General features: G+C 72.9%; 15 protein-coding genes. 2 read left to right on the top strand and 13 right to left on the bottom strand.

Annotated elements, in window-relative coordinates; genetic code table 11:
• Nucleotide 1 precedes the first annotated feature (1 nt).
• From ACZ6BB_RS33610 to ACZ6BB_RS33575, 8 genes are all read right to left on the bottom strand, one after another.
• Nucleotides 2-2,971: an AfsR/SARP family transcriptional regulator gene (locus tag ACZ6BB_RS33610; RefSeq protein WP_471618898.1), complete on the bottom strand. Its 2,970-nt coding sequence runs from the start codon at nucleotides 2,969-2,971 to the stop codon at nucleotides 2-4.
• 439 nt (nucleotides 2,972-3,410) lie between these two features.
• Complete coding sequence (locus ACZ6BB_RS33605; RefSeq protein WP_471618973.1) at nucleotides 3,411-4,310, bottom strand: glycosyltransferase family 2 protein; 900 nt, start codon at nucleotides 4,308-4,310, stop codon at nucleotides 3,411-3,413.
• 182 nt (nucleotides 4,311-4,492) lie between these two features.
• A complete protein-coding gene (locus ACZ6BB_RS33600) occupies nucleotides 4,493-5,953 on the bottom strand; it encodes a Tat pathway signal sequence domain protein (protein ID WP_471618897.1) in 1,461 nt (486 codons plus the stop codon).
• A 418-nt stretch (nucleotides 5,954-6,371) separates the two neighbouring features.
• Nucleotides 6,372-7,622, bottom strand: a complete 1,251-nt coding sequence (locus ACZ6BB_RS33595; protein ID WP_471618896.1) for an extracellular solute-binding protein — start codon at nucleotides 7,620-7,622, stop codon at nucleotides 6,372-6,374.
• Nucleotides 7,619-8,680: a hypothetical protein gene (locus ACZ6BB_RS33590; RefSeq protein ID WP_471618895.1), complete on the bottom strand. Its 1,062-nt coding sequence runs from the start codon at nucleotides 8,678-8,680 to the stop codon at nucleotides 7,619-7,621. The genes ACZ6BB_RS33595 and ACZ6BB_RS33590 overlap by 4 nt, the downstream gene beginning before the upstream one ends.
• The gene (locus ACZ6BB_RS33585) at nucleotides 8,677-10,026 is read right to left on the bottom strand and encodes a hypothetical protein (RefSeq protein ID WP_471618894.1); all 1,350 of its coding nucleotides are present in this window, start codon (nucleotides 10,024-10,026) and stop codon (nucleotides 8,677-8,679) included. Before ACZ6BB_RS33585 ends, ACZ6BB_RS33590 begins: the two co-directional genes overlap by 4 nt.
• A gap of 356 nt (nucleotides 10,027-10,382) precedes the next feature.
• Nucleotides 10,383-12,458, bottom strand: coding sequence for a tetratricopeptide repeat protein (locus ACZ6BB_RS33580; protein ID WP_471618972.1), 2,076 nt, complete (start codon nucleotides 12,456-12,458; stop codon nucleotides 10,383-10,385).
• 443 nt (nucleotides 12,459-12,901) lie between these two features.
• Complete coding sequence (locus tag ACZ6BB_RS33575; RefSeq protein WP_471618893.1) at nucleotides 12,902-14,248, bottom strand: S1 family peptidase; 1,347 nt, start codon at nucleotides 14,246-14,248, stop codon at nucleotides 12,902-12,904.
• 92 nt (nucleotides 14,249-14,340) lie between these two features.
• Here ACZ6BB_RS33575 and ACZ6BB_RS33570 point away from each other — a divergent pair, with 92 nt between their 5' ends.
• Both ACZ6BB_RS33570 and ACZ6BB_RS33565 read left to right on the top strand, forming a co-directional pair.
• Entirely contained in the window at nucleotides 14,341-14,721 is a 381-nt protein-coding gene (locus ACZ6BB_RS33570; RefSeq protein WP_471618892.1) for a trypco2 family protein, read from the top strand.
• A 232-nt stretch (nucleotides 14,722-14,953) separates the two neighbouring features.
• Entirely contained in the window at nucleotides 14,954-15,946 is a 993-nt protein-coding gene (locus ACZ6BB_RS33565) for an MBL fold metallo-hydrolase (protein WP_471618891.1), read from the top strand.
• A gap of 204 nt (nucleotides 15,947-16,150) precedes the next feature.
• Here ACZ6BB_RS33565 and ACZ6BB_RS33560 read toward each other — a convergent pair whose 3' ends face one another.
• The 5 genes from ACZ6BB_RS33560 to ACZ6BB_RS33540 all read right to left on the bottom strand — a co-directional run bounded on the left by ACZ6BB_RS33560 (nucleotide 16,151) and on the right by ACZ6BB_RS33540 (nucleotide 24,478).
• Nucleotides 16,151-17,497, bottom strand: coding sequence for a UDP-glucose dehydrogenase family protein (locus ACZ6BB_RS33560; protein WP_471618890.1), 1,347 nt, complete (start codon nucleotides 17,495-17,497; stop codon nucleotides 16,151-16,153).
• Between the two features lie 139 nt (nucleotides 17,498-17,636).
• Nucleotides 17,637-19,049, bottom strand: a complete 1,413-nt coding sequence (locus ACZ6BB_RS33555) for a right-handed parallel beta-helix repeat-containing protein (protein WP_471618889.1) — start codon at nucleotides 19,047-19,049, stop codon at nucleotides 17,637-17,639.
• Between the two features lie 32 nt (nucleotides 19,050-19,081).
• Nucleotides 19,082-20,965 carry a right-handed parallel beta-helix repeat-containing protein gene (locus ACZ6BB_RS33550; RefSeq protein ID WP_471618888.1) on the bottom strand — a complete coding sequence of 628 codons (1,884 nt, stop codon included), beginning with the start codon at nucleotides 20,963-20,965 and terminating at the stop codon, nucleotides 19,082-19,084.
• Nucleotides 20,966-21,012: 47 nt separating this feature from the next.
• Nucleotides 21,013-22,266, bottom strand: coding sequence for a glycosyltransferase family 2 protein (locus ACZ6BB_RS33545; protein WP_471618887.1), 1,254 nt, complete (start codon nucleotides 22,264-22,266; stop codon nucleotides 21,013-21,015).
• Between the two features lie 1,099 nt (nucleotides 22,267-23,365).
• Nucleotides 23,366-24,478 carry a DNA polymerase III subunit beta family protein gene (locus tag ACZ6BB_RS33540; protein WP_471618886.1) on the bottom strand — a complete coding sequence of 371 codons (1,113 nt, stop codon included), beginning with the start codon at nucleotides 24,476-24,478 and terminating at the stop codon, nucleotides 23,366-23,368.
• Nucleotides 24,479-25,074: the final 596 nt, after the last annotated feature.

Raw genomic sequence — 25,074 nt, 5'->3', positions numbered from 1 at the left:
CTCACCCTGCGCGGTCCTTCAGGAGTTCCCTCAGCTCCACCGCCACCGTCGAGTCCGTGCCGTCCAGGATCGTCCGGGCTCGCTCCCACTCGCGGTACGCCTCCCCCTCGCGCCCCTCGGCCCGCAGGAGCAGTCCCCGCTGGTGGCGGGCGAGGCCGACGGCGTACTGGTCGGCGCGGCGTTCGGCGAGGTCGACGAGGAGGGCGCACTCGTGGGACGCGCGGTCCGGCCGGCCCAGCTCGCGCAGCGCCCGGACCAGACCGAGCCGGGACTTCGACTCGCCCTGCCAGTCCTCGTCGTCGCCGAGGATGCGCAGGCTCTGCTCGAAGTGGCGGACGGCGGCGGCCGGTTCGCCGAGCCGGAGGTGGGCGTAGCCGATGTTGCAGTGCGCGGTGTGCCGGACGACGAGACTGTCGGCCAGCTCGCCCAGCGCCAGGCTCCGCTCGTGGTGGGCGATGGCGGCGCGCGCGTCGGTGTGCTTGTACAGGTTGCCGAGGTGGCTGAAGGTCACGGCCTCGCCGTACGGGTCGCCGAGCTGCCGGGACAGCTCCAGGCTCTGCCGCAGCGTCTCTTCGCTCTCCTCGTACCGGCCGAGGCTCTCCAGGACGAGCCCCCGGTTGTTCAGGCAGCGCCGTACGCACGACACGACGCCGAGCCTGCGCCACAGGGTCAGGCCCTCGTCGTTGAGGGCGAGCGCCTCGGAGGCCCGGCCGGACATGAAGTGCAGCCCCGCCCGGTCCGTGAGCGCGAACGCCTCGGCCTCGGTGTCCCCGAGCGACCTCGCCGCGCTCAGGGCCAGTCGGCCGAGCACGTCCAGCTCGGCGAGCCGGCCGCCCCGGTGCAGATAGGGGAAGAGATGGCGGACGAGGGCGGGGACGAGCGCCGCCGCCGGTCCGCCGCCGCGTTCCACCAGCGCGACGATGTTGGGGAGTTCGCGGTCGCCCCAGGCGAAGGCCTCCTCGGCGGAGGCGAAGGGCTCCTCCGTGGGCAGCGGTTCCGCCGTGGACCCCGTCGTACGGAGGCGTTCGTCGCGTTCGTAGCCGGGTGGGAGCAGCACCAGCAGGCTCTGGCGGGCGCGGGCCGCGTACCAGCGCAGGGCCTGCTCCACGGCCTCGGCGGTGTCGGCCGTGTCGGCGAGTTCGCGGGCGAAGTCGCGTACGAGGTCGTGGGGGACGTACCGCCCGTAGGACGTCTCGTCGAGGAGGGCCACGTCGACGAGGCGGTCGAGGGCGGTCTCGGCGCGGAACTCGTCGGTGCCGGTGAGGCGGGCGAGGAGGGGCGCGCCGTACGCGGGCAGGTCGAGGGCGCCGATACGGCTGAGGGCGTGGGCTGCGTCGCGGTCGGCCTCGCGGTCGGAGGCGCGCAGGGCCTCATGGGCGACGGCGAGGGAACGGCGCACGCTCAGGTCGTCGTACTCGAGATGACGCAACCGCCCTTCCGTGGCCGTCAGTTGGCCGGCCAGCGCATCCGGGGTGAGCGCGCGGCGGGCGGCGAGGCGGGCCGCGACGACGCGGAGGGCGAGCGGGAGGCGGCCGGTGAGCGCGACGAGGGGGTGCGTGGCGTCCAGGCCCGCCGCGCGGCCGGACGCGGCACGCAGCAGGGCCGCGCTCTCGTCGTCCGACAGCGGGGCGAGCGGGAAGCGGTGGGCGCCGTCCAGTGCGGTGAGCGGTGAACGGCTCGTCACGATGACCGCGCAGCCGGCGCCGGCCGGGAGCAGGGGGCGCACCTGGGCGGCGTTCGCGGCGTCGTCCAGCACCAGCAGGGTGCGGGTCGGGGCGAGCGTCGACCGCAGCAACGCCGCCGCCGCGTCGGGGTGTTCGGGGATGCGGCGCGGGGCGGTGCCGAGGTCGCGGAGCAGGGCGGCGAGGGCCTGGGCGGGGGTGAGGGGGGTCATGCCCGGGGTGGCACCGTGGAGGTTGATGTACAGCTGGCCGTCGGGGAAGTGCTCGGCGAGTCCGTGGGCGAGGTGGAGGGCGAGGGCGCTCTTGCCGACGCCGGCCATGCCGCTGAGGACGACGGTCCCCGAGGCTTCGTAGGCGCCCCTCCCCAGCGCCTCCCGCAGCTCCGCCAGTGCCTTCTCGCGGCCCGTGAAGTGCGCGGGCGGCGGCGGCAGTTGGGCCGGGAGGGGCGGGGCGTCGGAGGGGGCGTCCTCGGCCGGGGCCCCCGGGGCCTCCTCGGTGGGCGCGCGCAGGATCTCCACATGGGCGTCGCGTACCGCGGGGCCCGGTTCCACGCCGAGTTCGTCCAGGAGGCGGGCCCGGAGGTCCCGGTGGACGGCCAGCGCCTCCGCCTGACGGCCCGTGCGGTGCAGGACGAGCATGAGGAGGCGGTGGAACGCCTCGCGGAGGGGGTGTTCGGCGACGAGGGCGGTGAGTTCGGGGGCGAGGGCGCCGAGCGGGTGCGCCCCGGTGGCGTCCCGGCCCGCCGTGCGGGGCGCGAGGTGGAGTTCGGCCTCGTACCGCCGCTCCAGCAGCAGCAGCCGCGCCTCCTCCAGGCGTTGGACGAACGCCTGGGCGCGGGGTCCCTCGGACGGCAGGCCGCCGAGCGGTGTCCCGCGCCAGAGGGCGAGCGCGGCGGCGGACTCGCGCACGGTCCGGGCCCAGTCCCGCTCGGCGTGGGCGGCTCGGGCGGCGCGGGCGTGCGCCTCGAAGACGCGGACGTCCAGCTCGCCGTCGTCGACCCGCAGCAGATAGCCCGGCGGGACCGCGCGCAGCCGTTCGGGGTCGTCCAACAGCCGCCGCAGACGCGTCACGTGGTTCTGCAGGGACGCCTGCGCGGAGGGGGGCGGCGCCGCGTCCCAGAGCACGTCCTTCAGGGTGTCGACGGAGACGATCCGCCCGGGTTCGAGCAGCAGCGCGACGAACAGGGCGCGCATCTTCCCGCCGCCGACGGACCGTACGCCGCCGCCGGCTGCCCCGGCCTCGTAGAGAACCGGCGGACCGAGCAGTCCGAACCGCAGCCCGTCCCGCATAGAACAGCCGCTGCCTTCCCGCACCGTCGTTCCGGGCCCGCCCCGCGGCGACCCGCCGCCGCCTCCCGTACGGCTCCCCGTGGAACCGTTGGGCTCATGTTAGCGATCCGTTGGCGGGACCTGATGTGATCACTTCATCGGATCCGGCGGCGACGGCGCACGCGTAGACGCGTAGCTCGGGGGAGTGCCGCCGCCGCTGCCGGATCCGGGAACCGCACAAAGCGCTGTGCCCCGGTCGGTGGAGGTGAACGACCGGGGCATTCGTGTGCCGCGAGGACCGGTTCCGGGCCGAACGTCGGCTGCCGGGCAGGCTGTTGGCGAAAGCCCTGCGAGCCAAAGGCGGTTGGGGCAGGGCCGTCGGAGCGGCGGTCCTACCGGACGGGTGGTTCCACGGGACCGGCGGTTCCACGGGACCGGTGAACCTAAAGGACCAGTGGGCCTAGAGGACCGGTGGCCGTCCCAGCCTCGTCAGGTGCCATACCGTCCGCCAGCTCATGGGCCGGCGTTCGCCGCCCGACTCGCGCCAGCCCTCCACGAAGCCGCCGAACCATGCCTTCAGCCCGCCCGCCGAGCGCGTCCGCAGCAGGGTGATGAGGACCCACACCCCCAGGTGGACCGGGATGAGCGGCAGCGGGAGGCGGCGGCGGGCGAGCCAGACGCGGTTGCGGGCGTTGACGCGGTAGTAGATGGCGTGCCGGGCGGGTGAGGTCTTCGGGTGCTGGAGGAGCAGCTCGGGGGCGTACAGCACGGTCCAGCCGGCGTCGAGCGCCCGCCAGGCCAGGTCGGTCTCCTCGTGCGCGAAGAAGAACTCGGCGGCCCAGTCGCCCGTCTCGCCGAGCATGGCCATGGACAGGGCGTGTCCGCCGCCGAGGAATCCGGTGACCGGTCCGCCGCGCATCGGGTCCTTGGCGCCGACCCTCGGCACGTGCCGCCGCTGTGTCTCGCCGTGTTCGTCGGCGATGCGGAAGCCGACGACGCCGAGGCGCGGGTCGGCGGCGTACAAGTCCCGTACGCGCCGCAGCACATCGGCGTCGACGAGCAGGCCGTCGTCGTCCAGCTCGACGACCACGTCGACGTCGCCGAACTCCCGCAGCCGTTCCAGGGCGACGTTCCGGCCGCCGGGGCAGCCGAGGTTCTCGTCCACCTCGATGAGGGTGACCTCGCCGGGCAGGCCGAGCCGTTCGGCGAACTCGGGGAGCGGGCAGCCGTTCCCGACGACGACGATCCGTGCGGGCGCGACGTCCTGCTTGGCCACCGAGGAGAGCAGCGCGTCCACCTCGGCGGGCCGATTGCCCATCGTCACCACGGCGACTGCGACCCGCGGCCCGGCCTCCACCACGACACCAACCCCATCCAGTTCACGACCGCCGACGACCGCCGGTCCGCACGCCGTCTTCCACGGCGTGTTCACGGCCGGGATGCTAGCCGTTCACGTCGGGGCCTTCGCACCAACTCCTCGAATTTCGGGGCGGCGGAGGCCCGCCCCGCCGCCCCAGCCCCGCAGCCGGCCGTGCGTGGCGGTCAGGCCCGCAGCGGGTTCGACCGCTCCGCCGCCATCAGGTACCAGGCCGTGGCGCCCGTGTGCCGGTAGGGGTAGTAGCCGAACCCGAATCCCGTGTCGAGGGGGCTGCTGGCGGAGACGACACCGGCACGGGCGGGGAGTGCGCGGCCGCCGACGGTCTGGTCGGTGCCGAGGTGGTCCTGGGCGCTTTCGAGCGAGGCGATCAGGCGCCGGGCGCGGGCCTCGTCGCCGCGCGCGCCCCGGTCGCGCAGGGCGAGGGCGAGATGCGCGGTGCCCTCGAACCAGACGCCGTTGCGGTTCGGCTTCGGCTGGAACTCGGCGATGGGCGCGTCCTCGTTCGCGAGGAGACTGGCGGAGCTGAAGGTGACGCCCTCGTACGACCGCCCGGCCGGGACCGTGCTGTTGCGGCGCTCGGCGTGGTCCAGGACGGCCAGTTCCCGGGCGGCCCAGTCGAGGGAGCGCGCGTACCGGCCGGAGTCGAGCGCGAGATGGGTCCAGGTCTGGGTGTCCTCGGGGATCGGGGACCTGTTGACGGTCACGCCGTCGTTGGTGCCGGTGTAGAAGAAGCCGCCCGTCGAGCCCCGGGACGGCTCCCACATCCGCTTCACGAATGCCTCGGCCCGCGCGCGCCGCTCCCACCACACCCGGTCGCCGGTGAGCCGGGCCAGCCGTCCGAACAGGCAGACCAGGTCGGTGTTGTGCTCGGTCGAGGTGAACGGCAGCTTCTCGTTCGCCCCGTTCACACCGAACTTGTACCCGCCGAGGGGCTCGTCGGTACGGCCGGTGCGCTCGATCCACCGCCCGATCCGCACCGCCGCGGCGAGGAACCGCCGGGCCCCGGTCCGCCGCGCCAGCGCGCTCAGCGCGATGCCCGCCCAGGCCATGTCCCCCACTGCCGTTCCCGTGAAGCCGAACTGGGTGCCGACATTGGCCGTCCCGTCGGCCCGGACGAACCCGTCCGGCTGCGGCACGCCGTCGTAGTGGACGTACGGCCCGACGTTGTACGCCTGGCGCAGCCGGCCGTCGTCGTACGCCGGGTCGTGCTCCTGGGCGTAGATCAGCGCGTCCCCGAGCGCCACCGCCCTGGCCCGCCCGTCCGCCGTGCGCACGGCGAGGTGGGCGAGGATCGCCAGCGCGTTGTCGTACGTGAACGCCGTGCTGAACAGGCCCGCCTGGTCGGTGTAGCTCTGGGTCAGCCGGACGGTGCCGTGGTCGGGGTAGGCGTCCATGGCGGCGGCGAGGAATGCCTGTCCGCGCCGCCGGGCCGAGGTTCCGGACGTCCGCGGTGCCGCCCCGGCCCCCGCCCGGGGCGCCGCGTGGGCCGTACCGGAACCGGCGGCGACGAGCGCCGCCGCGGCCCCGAGCCCGGTACCGAGGAGCGCCCGACGGCCGAACGCCGGTGCCGGGTCCGGTCTGCCGTTCGCGCCGGTCATGCCGGTGCTGTCGATGCTGCCGGTCATGGGTCTCCCTAGAGGTGCGGGCCTGGAGGGCGCGCCCGGAGTCGACTTCTGAGAGCGCTCTCAAACGAGTGGTGGCTCATTCTGGCGGTGCCGCCGGGGCGGGTCAACGCCCGTGCTCTCCGGACTGGTTGAAGCGAGCGGGGGCCGGGGAGTGCGGGCGGACGTCCCGCGCACCTCGGGTGCGCGGGACGTCTTCCGTGATCCTGGGACCGGTACGCGGACTCCGCGACACGGACTCCGGCCCCGGATCCCGGAACCGCGAGGCCGCCCCTCCACGACGGAGACCTCGCGGTCGCGGCCCGCCGGATGCCCCGACGGGTGCCGGACACCACTGTCCGGTCCGCCCGGCCAACGCGGGTGCAGGTGAGGGACAGGGGGGAGCCAGGCAAGGCAAAAGTGCGTACAACATCGCCATGGTCTACGTACTGCACACCCTCCGCAGCGCCGGCCGCCGGTCCGTCTGGGTGGCCGCGACCTTCTGTACGTCCCTCAGGAGGCCCGGTACGTCGATGTCGTCGCCGGCCGCCGCGCGGGCGATGGTCAGGAGGACGGCCTCGTAGAAGGCGTCGCGGACGGCGGGAGGCATGACGTCGGAGGCGTCGAGGCAGCGGGGACCCGTGCGGGTGAGGCGGTCGGCGATCTGCCGTTCGACGGGGCGGTCGCGCGGTCGCACCCGGCGGTTGGCCGAGAAGACGTCCGCCGCGTCGGCCCACTTCTGCTGGCCCTCCCGTGAGGCCAGCCGTTCGATCAGCTCCTGGGCCTGCGGGCGGTCGCTGAACAGCGCGGCGAAGTCGCCGGTCACCTCGTGGGCCCGGACCCGGTAGGCGCCGCCGGGCAGCAGGGGTGCGGAGTCCATCAGGCCCGCCCGCCGCCGCTCGTCCCGGTAGAAGGAGCGGGCGAAGGAGCCCTGGTGCTCCAGCGCGCAGCCGTCCGGGCCGTCGAAGAGCAGGCCGTACCCGTCGGGTTCGCCCCGGTGATCGGTGAGCAGGGCCCGCTCGGCCGCCTTCTCGTCCTGCCGGAGCAGCCCGGCCCACGCCTCCCACGCGTCACGCACCGCCGCCCCGGTCCACGGCACGCCGGGGTCACCGAGCGCCCACCTGCCGTAGACGTCCGGGCCCTCCCGCTGCAGCACGAGGTCCTCGATCCAGTCGCTGCCGGGCCAGCCGGACGCCCCGTCGTCGCCCATCCCGATGCACCAACGCGTCAGCGGGGCGGGCGAACCGGCCGGACGCTCACCCTCGCGGTACCAGACGATGCTCTTCAGGTCCGCCTTGACCGGCACCCAGTACGCGTTCTGCGAGGGCTCGTTCACCGGCTGCCACGGGGCCCCGTACTCCTCCTCGGCGTAGAGACCGTCCAGCGGCTTGAGGCGGCCCTGGGCGGCGTACTCGGCGAGTTCGCCGACACCCGGCATGATCGCGATGTCGGGCGGCTCCCCCGACTGCACCTTGGACAGCAGCACCTCGCGCTGGGCGGCGGTGCCCTGGTACTCGAAGGGGACACCGAAACTCCGCAGCACGGCCTCGAACTGCTCGCCCTGCTCGTCGGTCCACGGCCCGAGGACGGTCACCGGCTCGTCCTCCCGCTGCGACCAGACCGCCACCATGCTGCCCGCCGAGACCAGCAGCAGCGCCACCAGCAGCACCAGCACCTTGAACCGGCGGGTCACCGTCGCCTCCAGTAGTCGCTGTCGAGCCGGAGTCCGAGCCCCACCACGGGCAGGACGACGAGCAGCAGGCCGCCGGTCAGGGTGCCCTGGTGGACGCGGTCGGTCCAGGTGTCGTCGGCCAGGACGGCCCGGACCTCCTCGGACCGCTCCGTGACGATCTGCTGGAAGCCCTCCAACTCCGCTCCCCCGCCCTCCCGTCGGGAGACCTCGGTGATCTCCCGCAGCTCCCCGGCCACCCGGTCGAGGCCGGCCTGCGCGGACGACATCGTCAGCAGCGGCACGATCCCGAGCAGCACGGTCAGGGCGAGGGCCGCGAGCAGGTACGGGTTCCAGTCGCGGCCGCAGCGGTCGCGCAGCACGAACAGCGCGGACAGCAGGGTCAGCGTCAGGGCCAGCAGGGCGAGTTCGGCGAGCCACCAGCCGCTGCGCTGCAACCAGCCCTCGGTGGCGGTGACCTCGGCGTGCCTCGTCTGGATCCGCTGCATCGCGTCCAGGCGGGGTACGAGTCCCACGCCCCGGCGCAGGAGCAGCGAGTGCGCCTCTGCGAGCTTCTGGTCGCGCATGAGCGGCGGGTCGCGGTACAAGCCCGTACCGAGGTTGAGGGAGTTGCCGTAGGTGGCCAGCAGACCGTTGACGGTGCCCAGGTCCTGGTCCGTACGGTCCGCGATCCGGGACAGCCCCTGGTCGGCGGCGGAGAGCTGGGCCCGGTACGCCTCGCCCGTGCCCGCGACGTCGACGAGTTCGGAGGCCACCAGCGTCCGGGCCTCGTGGTCGGCGCGCAGCAAAGCGAGGCGGGTCGCGGCGAGCCCCTGCACGGCCGGCGCCTCCTCGGTGGCCAGTGCGTCCGCTCCGCCCTGGATCTGCCGGCAGGACACGAACAGGGCACCGGCCGCCACGAGCGCGCACACCGTCAGGACCAGCAGATGCGCCTCCAGCAGCCACCGCGTGCGCCGCCCGCGCAACCGCGCACGCCAGAAGGCGCCCAGGGAGTACGGCGCGTGACGCCGGCCCAGGGCGTACGCGGAGCGCGGGGCGTGGCGGAAGTGTTCGTCGGTCACAGCAGTTTCTCCCCGCAGGCGACGCAGTGGCGGGCCTCGGCCCCGGCCGGGGTGGCGCACCGTGCGCAGCGCGGGCCCGGCAGGGGACCGGCGCTGTCGGTCAGCGCCACGGGACGGGACCCGGCGCGCAGGATCATCGGCCCGAGCGTGTCGGCGTCGACCGCGCGCCGCAGCCGGACCAGGCCCGCCGACGCGTCCTCGATGTCGGCGACCGCGCGGATCTCGTCCAGCACCCAGTCCGTGCCGAACCGGTCCGCCAGCCGCGCCGCCCTCCCCAAGTGGCCCCGGGCGGCCTCCCGTCGCTCCTCGCCGAGGGCGACGAGTCCCCGGCGCAGGGCCTCCCGCATCACGGTGGTGGACTTCTGGTCGCGCACACTGGCGGCGCCCGCCGACAGGTCGGGCGGTGGCGGTCCGGGGTGGTGCCAGCGGGCGGTGACGGACGCGTGGACGTCGCCGACGGAGACCATGGCGAACTGCAGGTCCGTCTCCAGCGGGTCGTTGTCGGCATCGGCGACGAGGGTGAGGAGGTAGTCGCGTCCGCCCTCCTCCCACTGGTACGTCGGAAAGCTCCACCGGTGCGGCCGGCCGGGCTGGGGCAGCCCGCCGAGGCGGTGCGGCCGGGGCGCCTTCTCGTTCAGCGCGACCTGCCGCACCGAGGGCCGTACGGTCACCTCGATCGGCAGCTGCGGGGCGTGCACCCGGCGCAATCGCCGGATCGCGGCGGTGATCGCCGTGCCGAGGCCCTCGTCCACGAACTCGGCGGTGCCGTGCAGCCGTTCGGCGAGCGTCAGCAGCGGTTCGGGTCTCCAGTCCGCGCCCAAGGCGAGGATGTCGCAGGTGAAGTGCCCGGCGCACGCGTCGAGTTCCTCCTCCAGCCGGGTCTCGCCGGGGCCGCTGCTGCCGTCGGTGATCAGCAGCAGATGGCGTACGGACAGGGGGCGGGCGGCGAGCAGGGTGCGTGCCCGGGCGGCCCAGGCGGCGTATCCGGCGGGGCGCGGGCCGTCCCGGTGCAGCGGGATCGCGCCCGTCGCGAAGGCGGCCCGGCGTTTCTCGCGCTCGTCGGCGACGGCCCACTCGGCGTCTCCCCCGGGATGGCACCGGACCGGTTCGGGGCCGGCGCCGAGCACGGTGAAGGAGATGCCGTCGGGCAGGGCGCGCAGCGCGGCGGGCAGGGCGTGGCGGACGGCCGCCCGCAGGGGCTCGGCGACATCGACCGCGATGATCACGGCGAGTTCGATCGCGGGCAGTTCGGCCGGCGCGCCGCCGGCGCTCACGTCGACCCGCAGATGCGCCTCGATCTTCGCGCTGCGGTGCGGACGCAGATCGCGGCCGAGGTCGACACGCAACCGGATCTCCGGCCTCGACGGCCGCCCCCTCCCCTGCCTCGCCGGGGGCGGCTGCGGGCTCAGGGGCGGGCCCGCACCCGGGCTCGGGGGCGGGCTCGGGTATCGGCCGGGGTCTCCGCCTGCGTCGTGCGTCACCGTCGCCTCCTCGTCGTCACGATCGCCTCCTCGTCGTCACCGTCGCCCCTGGTCGGCTCCGTCATGGCCGTCGGCTCCGTCGTGGCCGTCGTGGCCGTCGTCGCGGTACGGACCGTGCGGATCCGGTCCGTCGGGCCACTGCCGCACTTACCACGGCGCGGCGTTCGCGCCCTCTGCGCTCCCCGGACACCTCGGAGACACCTCGCACGCCCGCACGCCCCTCAGACCACCGTCTGCGGCCGGACCGCCTGCAGCAGGTCCACGAGATGTTCGTGGGTGGCGGCCGATCCGTCGTGTCGGGCGGCCAGTTGGCGGTAGTGGGACTCGATCCGCTCGCGCAGCCGGCGCTCCCGCGCGCTCAGGCGGCGCAGGCCCCGGGGGTCGAGCCGGCCACCGCCCCGGGGGCCGGGGTGGTCGTCGCGGCTGTAGAGGGCGTCCAGCTGCCACTCGTGCAGCTCGGTGCTCAGGCGCAGCGCCTCGTCCTCGGACAGACCCGGCACCCCTGCACCGGGTTCCCGGCGCACCAGGTCGCGCAGTTCGGCGAGCGCCGCGTCCACCTCGCTGGGCTCGGGCAGCGGCGCGGTGTCCCGGGGCAGCCGGGCCGCACGGATCCGTAAGGAGGCGATACGGGTGACGGTGTGGTCCAGTGTGCCGGGGCGGACCCGGGCGAGGACGTCCAGGGCGGCCCGGCGGTCACCCGCGCGGAGGGCCAGCCGGGCGAGGCCCAGGGCGGCGCCGCCGTGGGCGGGGTTGCGGGCGAACACCGCCTCGTACAGCTCCTTGGCGGTGGGCCCGGCCGTGTCGTCGCCGAGCCGCTCCCCGCAGTAGGCGAGGGCCAGCTTGGGCGCGTACTCACCGGGCAGTTCCAGGCGGACCTTGGTGAAGTGGCCCTTGGCCCCGGCGACCTGCCGCGGGTCGTCGTCCAGGTCGGCGCGGCGCAGCGCGACCAGGGCGCGGTGCCACTCCAGCCGCCACCGGCGCACGGCGGACGGCCCCGGCAGGGAGTCGGCGGTGTCCAGTTCCTCCTGGGCCCGCTCCAGGTCGTCCCGCGAGTTGCGGCCCAGCAGGACACGGACGTTGTGCAGGCGGATCTCCACCGAGGGCGGCTTGCCGTCCTCCTGGTCGAGGAGGCGGCCCGGGTCGTAGCCGCTGCTCACCTCGAACCGGGTGGTCTGCGGGTCGCCCGGGTAGCGCCTGGGCACCGGCAGCCGGCGGGCGATCTCGGTGGGGGTGGGCGCGCCGAGGTCGAGGGCGGGGGCGAGCGGGGGGTCGTAGCGGTCGCGCCGGGGGCGCTCCAGCCAGTGTTCGATGCCGGGGACCGTGCCGAGGCGGGCGCCGAGCAGCTGCGGGGACGGCCAGAAGTAGTCGGAGGGTTCGGGCGGGTCGCTCTTGCCGCGCAGGGCGCGGATCTCCCGCAGGGCGCCCCGCAGTTGGCCCGCCATCTCCCGGGCGTCGACGAAGCGCAGGCCGGGGTCGCCGCGGGTGGCGCGGTCGACGACCCCCCAGAAGGAGGCCGTGCCGAGGCCGGGCACCTCGTCGACGGCCCAGCGGGCGAGTTCCCGCAGGGTGACGCCGACCGTGTGCAGGTCGTGGGCGGTGGTGGGCATGGGCGCGGACGCCGTCTCGGGCGCCATGTAGTCGGGGGTGACATGGGCCGGCGGCTGGTTCTGGCCCTGTTCACGCATCCCGCCGAGGTCGATCACCTTGACACCGTCACCGTGGTGCACGACGTTCGAGGGCTTCATGTCCCCGTACACGAAGACCCGTTCGCCGCCGGCGTGCAGATGGACGAAGGCTTCGAGGATCTGGCAGCCGTACGCGGCGACGTGCTCGATGTCGAGGACGGACTCCCCGCGCCGGGTCTCCTTGACGACCTTCTCCAGGGTGCCGTCGCCGACGTCGTCCATGACGATGTAGCCGCCGGTGACCCGCCCGTTGTCGGCCCGCCGGGCGACGAAGTCACGGATCTGGACGATACGGGGGTGCCGGATGGCGACGAGGTTGCGGCGTTCGACGTCGGCGAGCCGGGCCCCGTCCTGCTCGTAGCGGTTGAGCATGCCCTTGACGGCGACCACGTCCCCGAGGTGGGTGTCCTCGGCGAGATAGACCCAGCCCTGGCCGCCGTGCGCGATCGGCCCCAGGATCCGGTACTGGTCGCGCAGCACGTCCCCCTCGGCGAGTTCTGGCCGGTACGAGTAGGGCACACCGCAGGCCGGGCAGTACCCCTCGACCGGCACGCGGCCCACCGTGTAGGGCGGTGCGAAGGTGATGCCGCACTCGGCGGACGAGCAGACCATACGGACCCGCAGCGGCGCCTCGGGGTGGATGAGGCGTTCCCGCGCGGGGCGCGGCGCCCGCTCGGGCAGCGCGAGCAGCTCAGCGGGACCGAACTCGCGCGGATCCTCGGGCAGGGCGGGCAGCCGGGGGCCGTCCTGAGCCCGCCCGCACACGGCGCAGTGCCCGGTGGGCAGCACCGTGCCGTCGCAGGGGGCGCCGGTGAAGCGCCGGTGCGGGCAGGGCGTCCCACGCTCGCCGTCCGGTGTCGGCGCGGACGGGGCCGAGGGGGCTGACGGGGCCGTCGGGACGGACAGTGCGGACGGCGGGGGCAGTGCGGACGGCGCGGACGGCGCGGACGGCGCGGACGGCGCGGCGGAACCCGTCCCGGGGCCGGGGCCAGGCCCCGGTACGGGCCCCGGCTCGGGCGCTGTGCCCGCCCCTGCCTCCATCCCCCTCCGCGGCCTCATGTCGCGTCCCCGGAGCGCCGCAGGTCGCCGCGCAGGGTCCTGATCAGCTCGCGCAGCCGGGCGAGCCGTCCCTGCGGGTCCCGGTCCAGGGTGGTCTCGTCGATCAGACGGCGTTCGGACCGGCGCCGGTCGGCCGTCTCGGTCATCGAGCCGAGGGAGGCGCTGTCGACGACACCGTGCCGGACCGCTCGGCTGAACTCGGCGCGTTCCAGCCGGGCGAGGAGCGTGTCCGCGTGGGCGAGGAGCGCGGGTTCGAGGAGCCGGTCACGGGCGGCGGTCCAGCCGGTGCCGCCCTCGTGCCGGAAGACGAGCAGCAACCGGAAGCCGAACGGCCGTAATCGGGCGAGGAGTTCGATCAGCGGCCCCGGATCCGGCTCCTCGTCGAGACCGTCGACGAGGACGGTGACCGGGCCCCCGACCCCGGGCACCAGGGCGGCCGTCCGCGCGGGCCGGGGCCGGGTGCCGAGCAGCCAGTCCCAGTACGCCAGGTACTGGCCGGGCGGAAAGGCGATGTGGCCCAGGGCGTGGTCGGCGAGGTCCGGCCTGCCGGACGTGCCGCCCCGGTGGACGAGCGCGGCCCGGTGCGCCAGATGCCCCAGGGAGCGTTCCTTGCCGCTGCCCGGCGGCACCACGGTGATCTTCACGGGTTCCTCGTCGGGGTCGTCGAACCAGCGGGTCAGCCGTTCCTCGAAGCCGTGGTCCCAGGCGTGCGGACCGCACAACTCCTTGATCGACGGCGAGAGTTCGGCGATGCGCTCGACGGGGATCAGGTACGAAAAGGCGAGCCGGTTGTTCTCGGGCAGCAACTCCCCCATGTCGCCACGCCAGCTGACGACCAGTCCGACCACGCGCGCGGGGCGCCCCTCGCCGGGCCGTGTGCACACGGCGGCGCCGCTGAAGCCCTTGCGGACCACCTCGGCCTTGGTGACGGCGTCCAGTTGCACCCGCTCACCGCTGACCCCGCCGATCCGGCCCCACAGGGACATGCCGTCGTCGAAGCCCTCCGCGTACCCCGTGGCGGACACCTCCGCCCCGCCCCACAGCGCGGTCTCCAGCCGGGCGGGACGCGCCCGCGGCCGTGGGCTGTCCAGTCGGAGGACGGCGACGTCCTCACCGCCCCCGGGGTCGTCGGGCAGCCAGCCACCGGGCGCGACGCGCGCGGACACCGGTTCGAGGTCACCGTTCTCGGCGAACTCCAGCCACATCACGGCGTCCGGATCCCGCACCACGTGCGCGCAGGTCAGCGCCGTGTACTGGTCGACGAGCACGCCGGCGCCGCAGATGGATCCGTGCGCGCCTCCGCGCCGCAGTCTGAGCCTCCAGTCCGCACGCAATTCCCCCATGCTGCCTCAGACTACGCGCGGGGCATCGTGCGTCCCTAGACTCTGTAACCAACTTGGTTGGGCCGATCGGCGCGACACGACGGGATGGTGACATGGGCGAACCCGAACCGGTCGGCCTCGCGGAGGCCATCGGCACGGTCCGCGCGGAGCTGGCCAGGGCGCAGGCGGAAGGCGCGGCGAGCGACTGGCGGTTCAGTGTGGAACAGGTCAGCCTGGAGTTCTCGGTCCAGTTCCACCGGGGCGGTGAGGGCGGCGCGGGCCTGCGTCTCGGTGTGGTCGAGGCACGCCTCGGCGGTTCGGTGAGCCATGACTCCACCCACCGCGTCCAGGTCGACCTCAAACCCCTCCCCGGCCCCGGCGGCCACCATCACGAGGTGAGCCGTGACAGCCCCGCCACCCCGGGCCGCCCGGGCCCGTGGGAGGACACCCTCTCCCGCGAAGACTCCCGCGAAGACCAGCCGGACGGACCTTAGGGCCGCCCCGGGCCCGCACCAGGACCGCCCCGGGGCCCGTCCGGTGCCCCGTCGGGGACGGCAAACGCAGACGGCCGACGGTGACGCGTCCGGCGCGTGACTGGACGGTGGGCAGTGGGCAGTGGGCGGTGGGCACGGTAAATACCGCAACCGGTCCGGTGACGCCCCGTACGATCAGCCGAAATCCCGTGCAGGCGCGGGGCCGTGACGACGAGGCCAGGAGCGAACCAGGATGTCCCACCCACCTGACCCGCGGCACGTCGAACACCCCCAACGCCTGGACCACGGCCACCCGTTCCGCCAGTGGAAGACATGGCGCGTCCCCGGCACCGGCCTGACCCTGACCGGTTACTCCCGCGCGAACGACAAGACCTTCTTCCACTGCCCCGAACTGCGCTGCTCCCTCGATGCCGGACTGGCCGAGGGCCGGCAGGTGGAGACGGTCCTCCTGACCCACACCCACCTCGACCACTCCAAGGACCTGGACTATCTCGCCGCCAGGGACGCCGGGGTGGACATCTATCTGCCGGCCGCCACCGAACCGTACGCGGCGGCCTATCTGCGCGCTGCGAGCGAGCTGAACCACGGGGCCGGCTTCGACGCGTCCCGCGCCCCGGACTGCCGTCTGCACGGGGTGCGCCCGGGCGCGGAGTTCTCCGTGGGCCGCCGCGGGGAGTACGCGGTCCGGGTCGTCGAGTGCCTGCACAAGGTGCCGTGTGTGGGCTACTGCTTCGCGGAGAAGAAAACGGTCCTGAAGCCGGAGTACGAGGAGTTGAAGGCGTCGATGGTCGCCGCCGGCCGGGCAGGCGAGTTCGGCCGGATCATCGCCGAGCGGCGCAAGGAGGGCCCCGGTACGGTCGACCAGGAGATCCGCCGCCCCGCCTTCGCCTTCCTCGGCGACACCCACCCGAGCGTGTTCGCGCGCAACCCCTGGCTGTTCGACTACCCGGTCGTCATCACCGAGTGCACCTATCTCGACGACGGACAGCTCACCCGGGCCCGGCAGGTCGGACACACCGTGTGGAGCGAACTTCGGCCGGTGGTCGAGGCACACCCGGAGACCCTGTTCGTGCTGACCCACTTCAGCCTGCGCCACTCCGACCGGGAGGTCATCGAGTTCTTCCGGCGCGAACGGGAGAGCGGCGGGGCCGGACATCTCGACAACGTCGTGCTGTGGGCCCACGCCGAGAGCCATCTGCCGGAACAGCACCAGAAGCGGGGGTGACGCGCGTTCCCGTGACGCGCCAGCCCGCAAAGCGCCTCCCGTGACACGCAACCCCGCAACGCGCCTTCCCGCGACGCGCCTTGCCGTGACGCGCGTCCCCTCAGCGCACCTCCGAGCGACGCGCGTCGCCGAATCACACCTCCCGGCGACGCGCGTCCCCGGATCGCGCCTTCCGCGGCCCGGATCCGCTTCCGGACCCGATGGTCAGGGCCGGCCCAGCGCCCGGTAGTCCCAGCCCGCGGCCCGCCACTGTGCCGGGTCGAGGGCGTGGCGTCCGTCGACGATCCGGCGCCGGGCCACGACCGCGCCCAGGGCGTCCGGGTCGATCTCCCGGAACTCGGCCCACTCCGTGAGCAGCACCACCACGTCGGCCCCGATGGCCGCGGTGAGCACGTCCGTGCCGTAGTGCAGGTCCGGGTAGGCGCGGCGGGCGTTCTCCACGGCCGCCGGGTCGATGACGGTCACCTCGGCGCCCGCCTGGTGCAGGGTCCTGGCCACATCCAGGGCGGGCGCGTCGCGGATGTCGTCGGAGTTGGGCTTGAACGCCGCCCCGAGCGCGGTCACCTTGGCTCCGGCCAGCTCTCCGCCGGCCAGTTCGCGGACCAGGTCCACCGTGCGGGCCCGGCGCCGCTGGTTGATGGCGTCGACCTCGCGCAGGAACGAGACGGCCTGACCGACTCCCAGCTCCTCGGCACGATGGCTGAAGGCCCGGATGTCCTTGGGCAGGCAGCCGCCGCCGAAGCCGAGGCCCGGCTTGAGGAACCGGCCGCCGATGCGGTCGTCGTAGGCCAGCGCCTCCGCGAGACCCGTCACATCGGCACCGGTGGCCTCGCAGACCTCCGCCATGGCGTTGATGTACGAGATCTTGGTGGCGAGGAACGAGTTGGCGGCGACCTTGACCAGTTCGGCGGTGGGCAGGTCGGTGACGACTACCGGGGTGCCCTGGGCGATCACCGGGGCGAAGGCGGCGCGCAGCTGCTCCTCGGCCCAAGCCGACTCGGTGCCGAAGACCAGGCGGTCGGGCCGCATCGTGTCGTCGACGGCGTAACCCTCGCGCAGGAACTCCGGGTTCCAGGCGAGCTCGACGTCCGCTCCGGCCGGGGCCGTCCGCCGGACGATCTCCGTGAGCCGGGCGGCGGTGCCCACCGGGACCGTGGACTTGCCGACCACCAGGGTGCGCCTGCGCAGGTGCTGGGCGAGTTCGCTCACCGCGCTGTCGACGAAGGTCAGGTCCGCCGCGTACGAGTCCCGCTGCTGGGGCGTGCCCACGCAGACGAAGTGGACGTCGCCGAACTCCCCGGCCTCCGCGAAGCTCGTGGTGAACCGCAGCCGGCCGCTGTCGAGGGCCTTGGCGAGCAGTTCGGGCAGTCCGGGCTCGAAGAACGGCACCTCGCCCGAGTTCAGCCGGTCGATCTTGACGGGGTCCACGTCCACACCGAGGACGTCGAAGCCCAGCACGGCCATGCAGATGGCGTGGGTGGCTCCGAGGTAGCCGGTGCCTATGACGGTGAGGCGGGGCGCGGTTCTGTCGGTGTCGTCCGACCAGGTCATGGTGGTCTCCAGAAGTGTTTCGGGACAGGTCGGCCCACCGCACGAGCCGGCCGAGGGTGTGACGGCCCGCGGCCCGCGGAAGCGAAGGCGCGGGCAGGCGGGGGACCGAGGCGGAGGTGGGGCGGGAAGACGGGGGCGGTCAGGAGGCGCAGTCGACGTTGGCGAGACCCTCGGCCGCGTCCTTCGCCTTGTTGTCGCAGGTGACTTTGTTGCCGTCGGACGTGAGGTGGAAGCCGTAACCGGGCCCGTCCACGTTCGCGGTGTTGTCCTTGAAGATGTTGCCGGTGCCCCAGCCGTTGACGAGCTTGTGGGTCTGGAAGCCGTCCTCCGGGGAGTTGCTCCCGGTGTTGCCCTGGAGCAGCCAGCCGTTCCCCTTCACGTCGACCCAGGAGTCGTTGTTGTGGGAGCCGCTCAGCTTCGATCCGTCGAACGTGTTGTCGATGACCTTGCCGTCGCTGGTGCCCTCCTTGATGTCGATGGACTCGGCGGTCGTGTCCCTGATGTCGTTGCCGAGCACCACGTTGCGGTCGCTGGCGTCCGTCTTGCAGTCGCTCACCGTGCACCAGTTGGACTTGGCCGTGCCGATGTAGACGCCCTCGCCGTACTTCTCGCGGCGCAGTCCGGTGTCGCGGATGGTGTTGTCCCGGACCATGTTGTCCGAGCTGAAGTTGCGCAGATGGATGGCCTCGTCACCGATCTGTTCGACGGTGAGGCCCTGGATGACGGTGCCCACCACGCCGTCCGCCATCACGCCCTTCTGGGCGTTGCGGACGGTGAAGCCCACCAGCCGCCAGTTGCTGACCCGGTCCAGGTGGAAGGCGTACCCGTCGTCCGTGTCACCGCCGTCGACGACCGCTCCGGCACTGCCGCACAGGAAGATCGGCTTCTCGGCGGTGCCGGAGACCTCGGCGGTGAAGTTGCCCGCGTAGACGCCGTTGGCGAGGGCGATGCTGTCGCCCGGTCGCGCCTGGGCGAGGGCCTGTTCGAGCGTGGTGGCGTCGCTCACCTTGACGGAGGCGGCCGGGCAGGTCACCGCGGCCTCGGGCACCGAGCCGCTGGTGGCGTGCTCGGTCGGGGCCGGTTCGGGAGCGGCCGTGCGGGTCGGCAGGGCCGACGGCTCGTCCGCGGTCGGTGGGACCACGGACTCCCTGGGCCCCGCGGTGGTCGCCCCGGCCGTCACCTCCGGCTCCGACGATCCGCCGTCCCGCGTCACCGCCACGATGAGCGCCGCCAGGGCGAGCAGGAACGCGCCCCCGGCCAGCCAGACGGCCGGCTGTCGGGCGGAGCCGCGCTCGGGGGCGGGCGGTCCGCTCGGCCTGACCGGTTCGATCGGCCTGGTCGGCTCGCCCGGCTGAGGCGGCGCGCTCGGCCTGGGCGGTTCGCTGGGCCTGGGCGGCCCGCTCGGCTCGGACGGGTCGACCGACGGGGACGGCTCGACCGACGTGGACGGCTCGACAGGCGAGGACGAGTCGACCGGCGTAGGCGGTTCGTTCGGCGTAGGCGGCCCGCTCGGCTCGGACGGTTCGTTCGACGTGGGAGGTTCGGAAGGCATGAACAGCAACTCCGGTTGGCGAGAACGCGTCGTCAGCGGGGCGGACGGGCGGCTGGGACGGACTGGGGAGCCAGGACGCGCAGGGCGGAGGTCTCTTCGTCCTTGGAGAACCAGCTGCGGTCGGACGACTGCCGGAGCGGCACCTCGACGACGGAGGCGCTGTCGGTCACCGACTTCTTGTCCTCGTACGGGTGTACGCCCAGGCGCTGACCGCCGCGACGGTTCCCTCTGCGGCTCTGGCGGCGGCCCAGCATGGCCGAGACCAGGATGAGCAGCAGGATGAACGTCCAGAGCAGCGTCATCGGGCTCGCGTAGTGCCGGAACTTGACCCAGAAGGAGCTGGTGTCGTGCCAGGCGAACGTCTGGTTCTGCCGGACGGCGATGTCCCCGTGGGCCCGGGTGGTGTCCACGGCGCTCGGGCCGACCCCGGAGATGACGTTGTACGTGATGATCGACTCAGACACCCCGCCGACCATGGTGATCCCGTGGTTGGAGCCGTCCTGGATCGTGTTGCCGCGGATCTCGCCGACGGAGTCCCGGACGTAGATGCCGGTCTCGGTGCCTTCGACGATGTTGCCGGTGATCGTCGCGGCGGTCACTCCGTCGCGCACCGAGATGCCCTGCCGTGACTGGCCGGTCAGCCGGTTTCCGGTGATGGCGACCTTGGTGGCGTCCTTGCGGGCCACGATGCCCATGTCGCCGCCCTCGACCCGGTTGTTCTGCACCCCGACGTCCTTGCCGCCGAAGATCTCGATGCCGTAGTGGCCGTTGTCCGTGGCGATGCTGTCGGACACGGAGTTGGAGCCGTAGCTGCTGATGGACTCACCGGACGCCGAGGGTCCGCTGGCGAGCGGCCGGCCGCTGAGCGTGAACCCGTTGCCGCCGTTGTCCTCGGCCGTGGAACCGCTGACCCGGACCTGCTCGGTGGCACGGGCCAGCACGAACCCGTCGCCGCCGTTCTCCTTGGAGACGGTCCGCTCGACCACGGCGTTGGTGACGAACCGGTGCAGGACCACGCCGTGTTCGAGGCTCCGCCGGACCGTGCTGTCGCTGATGCTGACGCCGTTGGCGCCGGAGAGGAACAGCCCGTAGGCGTTGCCCGTGAGGGTGGAGTGGCCGATCTCCGCGGAGACGTAGGAGAGGCTGGGCACGGAGAACCGGGTGTCCGGTGTCGCCAGCGAGCCGGAGGGCTGCGCCACGACGCCACCGCTGCCCGCCTTGGTCCCCGGCGACACCGTCGAGTCCTCGATGTTGCCGGTGTCGGGGCGGTCGGTCCCGGTGAGGCTCAGGCCACCGGTGCGCCCGCTCCAGAAGCCGAGATCACCGACCTTGGCGTACTTCATGGAGAACTGGCCGCCGATGGCGCGGATGTAGGCCCGGCCGTCCCGTACGTCCTTGTCCGGCTTGTTCTTCTTGTCGTTCCAGCTGGTGATCCGCAGGGGCGCCTGCGGGGTGCCCTCCAGGGCGAGCCGGCCGCCGAAGGAGACGATGCTGACGAAGCCCTTGTTGCTGCTGGCCATCCGCAGCGTCAGTCCGCCCGGGTTGGAGAGCTTCAGCTTGGCGCCCGCGTTGAGATAGATGTTCTCGGTCAGCAGGTAGGCGCCGTCCGGCTGGCGGACGAACGTCTGCGGAGCCAGTTCGAGCAGGTCCGAGACGGTGTAGGCGTTGCTGCGCTCGGTGAGCACCAGGGTGTAGCCGTCGCCGGTGTCCAGCCGGTACGGCGCCTTCCACTCACCGCCCTTCAGGGGGGCGACGGCGGCCACCGCGCGGACCTGGTCGAGGCGGTGGTCCTCGGCGGCCACGAGCGCGGTCTCGTTCTCCGCGTCGGCGGCGTTGACCCGCGGCTTGTCGTTCCCGTCGGCGGCCGGGGAGGCGGCCGCCGAGGCGAGTATCAGACCGGCGGTGAGGGGCAGCACGACAGCGCCCCTGAGTGTCCGCCGGACGGCGGAAAGTCGGTGACGCGTCATGACTGCTGAACCTCCGGCCATGAGGACGCGGTGACCCGCGTCGTGCCTCCCAGGGAGGAGGAGTCCTGTCCCTCTCCACCGATACGGTCGCTGGTACGGGTCAGCCAGCCCTGCTTGTTCATCGTGAGGAACGCGTACAGCTTGATCGGCAGCGAGATCATGATGACGACGAGGGCGAGCAGCGGCAGCAGCAGCAACTCCTGCGGGTGCTTGCGCAGATGCGAGTAGCCGCGGATGCCGCGCCCGACGAGCAGCCAGACCAGGACGAGGAACACGCCCCGGCCGGTCAGCTCCAGGCGGCTGAACAGCAGGTAACCGAGGGCCATGCCCATGGTCACGGGCGTCAGCAGGATCTGCAGCACGGTGATCTTGGTGACCAGGGGGACCCGCCAGAGCCAGCCCTTGTAGAGCGCGGTCAGGTAGCAGCGGTAGGAGTTCCGGCTCCAGCGCACGCGCTGCTTGACGAAGGCGCGGAACGAGGAGGGGAACATCGATATCGCCCGCGCGGAGGACTGGTGCACCGTCTTGTAGCCGGAGGCCAGCACCAGCCAGGTCAGCCGCCCGTCGTCACCGGCGACACAGCGCCGGCCGAGGAAGAACTCGTTCTCCAGGTTCTCCAGCACGGGCTCGATCGCGACCCGCCGGTAGGCCGCCGTACGGCCGGACAGGCAGGCCACGGCGCCGGCGCGGCCCATGGCCGGGACATAGTCGTAGTAGCGGAGGTTGACCAGCCAGTCGGCGATACGCCGCCAGACGCTGGTCCTGCGCTGGTAGACGTTCTGCTGGGTGCCGACTCCGCCGACCTCGGGGTCGACGAAGGGCATCTGGACGGCGGCCAGCAGCCCCGGCTCCCAACGGGTGTCCGAGTCCACGAGCACCACCAGCTCGCTCGTCGCGGCGCGGATCCCCACTCCCAGCGCCGACCGCTTGCCGCGGTGCTCGAACGCCAGCACCCGGACCCGCGGGTCCCGCACCTGCGACAGCCTGCGCAGGACCTCCGTGTCCTCCACGTCCGGGACGATGATGACCTCGGTGGGGTCCTGCTCCAGCCAGGTGTCGAGGCAGTCCAGCAGGATGCTCGCGTCCTCCCGGTAGGCGGGCACCACCACGGACACCGTGGTCCGGTAGTTGTTGACCACGGGCTTGGCGAACCGGGAGAGCACGGCCCGATAGAGCCACAGGCCCCAGACGAAGGCGCCGGCGATGCCCAGAGGCATCAACTCACGCCACGATGTCTCGGCGGTCGCCATGACTATCCATGACCAGACATCGTCGAAGAAATCCGACACGAACCCAGAACCCCCAGCCGGAGCCTTGCCCAAACACGTGCACGAAATGCGCGACGTTCGCGGTCTACGCGGGGAAATCTAGGGCCGAATCGGCCCCTCTCGACACACGAGAAACACAGAATTCACCTGCCGAAGTCACCAAAGCTCCACAGAGTGAATCCGCATCAGCGAACAGCACACGCTGCCCTGCCCCCGCATCCGGTCGGCCCGACCGCCCTCACGCATCGCCAAGTCTCTTCATCAGCAGTGCACTTGAGGACATCCCCGAACAGGAACCGACCTTCCTAGGACACTTTGCCCCCTAGTCCCCAAACTCTTCGCACAAACAAAGCGAATGTGATGCACATCACGCCTACCGTAATCGCTCCAGCGAACAGACGCCACACCCGCCTCATCAGATCGTCACTTCAACCACCGAAGTCCCCCTGCGCCACGGGGGCTACGGCGGCCGGGGCGCGGAGTCCGGCACACCGTCCGGTTCGCGGAACAGGGCGCGCGGCGGGGGCTGTTGGCCCTGACGGGCCGAGCGCGGTGGGGTGGCGTGCCGACACCCGCCACCCCACGCGTCCACCGACCGCCGTGACCGTCCCGGCCGCAGTGCCCGGCGATCCCCTTACGGGCGCGGCCTGTTGGACGTACCGGCGGACGAATGCCTGGTCCCGGACGTGCCGGCCGGCAGACATCGGCCCTGGACATGCGCCTGGGCGCCTGCGACCGCGCCCGGCGCCGGGAACGCCACCATGCCCGAGTGCCCGGCGCCCCACCACCCTTCGCCCGCGTGAAGCCCGACGGAGCCGAACCCGGCATTCCGGCCGCGCGCACGTCGCACGAACAGCGGGGCACGAACGGCACGGCACGAACGGCACGGCACGAACGGCGTTGCGCAAACGACGCTGCACGAACGACCGAAAACCCAGGTCGAAAGCCCGACCTGGGTTTTTGGTGGAGCCGCATGACGGCCCGGGACCTGTGGCTGGAAAAGGCGCCGACACCGACCGTCGGATTGCCCCGGCGGCTGCCGGAGCGAGCCGGACGGAGCCGCATCGGCGTGGACGTACGGTCAGTCCTCCAGGCGGACCGGCATCAGGACCGAGAAGGCGCCCTCGTCGTCGGGCCGGCGGATCGCGATCGGCGCCGTGGGGGCGCCCAACTCCAGAACCAGTCGGGCCCAGGTGCCGGCGGCCAGCGCGTCCAACGCGTCCAGCAGGAAGGCACGGTTGACCGCCACGCGGTTCGACGCACCAACGCCGTGACCGTCGCCGTCGCCGTCGCCGTCGCCGTCGCCGTCGGCGCAGAGGGCCACCGTGCCGTCGTCCTCCACCCTGAGCACACTGAGGTCATGCGCTCCGGCCTCGCCGGAACGGACGGGGCCGGTCTCCAGGGCCTCCCGGAAGGCCGCCACGTCGACGAGGGCGCGGCGCCCATCGGCGGCGGGGAGGAGACGGCGGTAGTCGGGGAAGTCGTGGTCGAGGCACTGACCGGCCGCCTGCCGGTCCCCGGCCTCCAGCGTCACGCGGTCACCGTCGACAGCGAGCCGCGCGGTTCCCTCCCCGTCCAACAGCGCCCGCATCGCGTCGACGAGCGGAGTGGGCACGACGACCTGTACCCGGCCCTCGTCGTGCCCGGTGATGCCGGCCTGCGCGATGGCCATGCGGTAACGGTCGGTGGCCACGGTCCGAAGGCTCCCGCCCTCGATGTCCAACAGGACCCCGCCGAGCATCGGCAACTCGGGATCGGTACTCACCGCGAAACGGACCGTGTCCAGCGCGGCTGCCAGCTCGGGCGCGGCGGCGGACAGCCGGACGGAGGCGATGCGGAGCGAGGTCATGGCGTTCTCCCTGTGATCGAGTAGCGCTCGGAGTGCGGAGAACTCACCGCGGGCATCCGACAGCCTCTGTCCGAGCCGGTGCAGATGCGCCTTGAGCAGTTCCCGGACCAGATCACCGTCCGCGGCCGACCAACCGGCCAGCACCAGCCGGATGTCGGCCAGCGGCATACCGGCCCGGCGCAAGCAGGCCAGCAACCGGGCCTCTTCGAGCTGCCCGGGTTCGTACCAGCGGTACCCACTCACCGGATCCACCCAGGCCGGGACCAGCACACCGGCACGGTCGTAGAACCGCAGGGCACTCACGCCCAGGCCGCTGTCGCCGGCCATCTCGCCAATGCTGCGCATGTCGTTCTCCACACCCGGCACTCTCGCCCCTGAACAAGGTCGAGGGTCAACCCACCTCCGCAGACCGACGGCGAGGCCGGAAGCCAGGACGGCCGCGGGGCGGTGCGTTGAGCAGGCCGGAGCAGGAGTCCTGCCCTGCCGCGGGTGGAGAGGGCGCTGTCAGACAGGGAACGGGCCGAGTCCCCGCTGAAGCGTGATGTTCAGATGCCGGAAGACCGGGTTCGGTATCCCGCACGCAATCGCCTGCCAGGAGCCCCTCGAGTTCTCGGAGGGTTGGCCTCCTTGTCCTCCAGGAACTGCCGACGCCCTCCAGCCGAGCCACCTCCGCCTTGTCTCGGCGATTTCCTTGCGCGGCTTCCGGCCCGATGTCGCCGGCACGACCCGGGCGCTCCGAACGTTCACGCCATCCGGTTCCGCCCAACCGCGGGCGGACTGCGGGGCGCGACGGTGGCGACCCTGTGCGACAGCGCTTCAGCGCCGGTTCGAACGGCCGTGGGGGGGGGGTGTTTTTGTGGGTGGCACCCGGGAGTTGTTGTGGTTTGTGTGTGGTTCTGGGTTGAGCAATCGTCTCCTTCCCCCTTCAACCTTGTTTTTTT

The organism is Streptomyces sp. NPDC041108, from assembly GCF_055592645.1.
The sequence above is the reverse complement of the archived record's forward strand: the minus strand, read 5'-3'. Positions and strand labels throughout refer to the sequence as shown.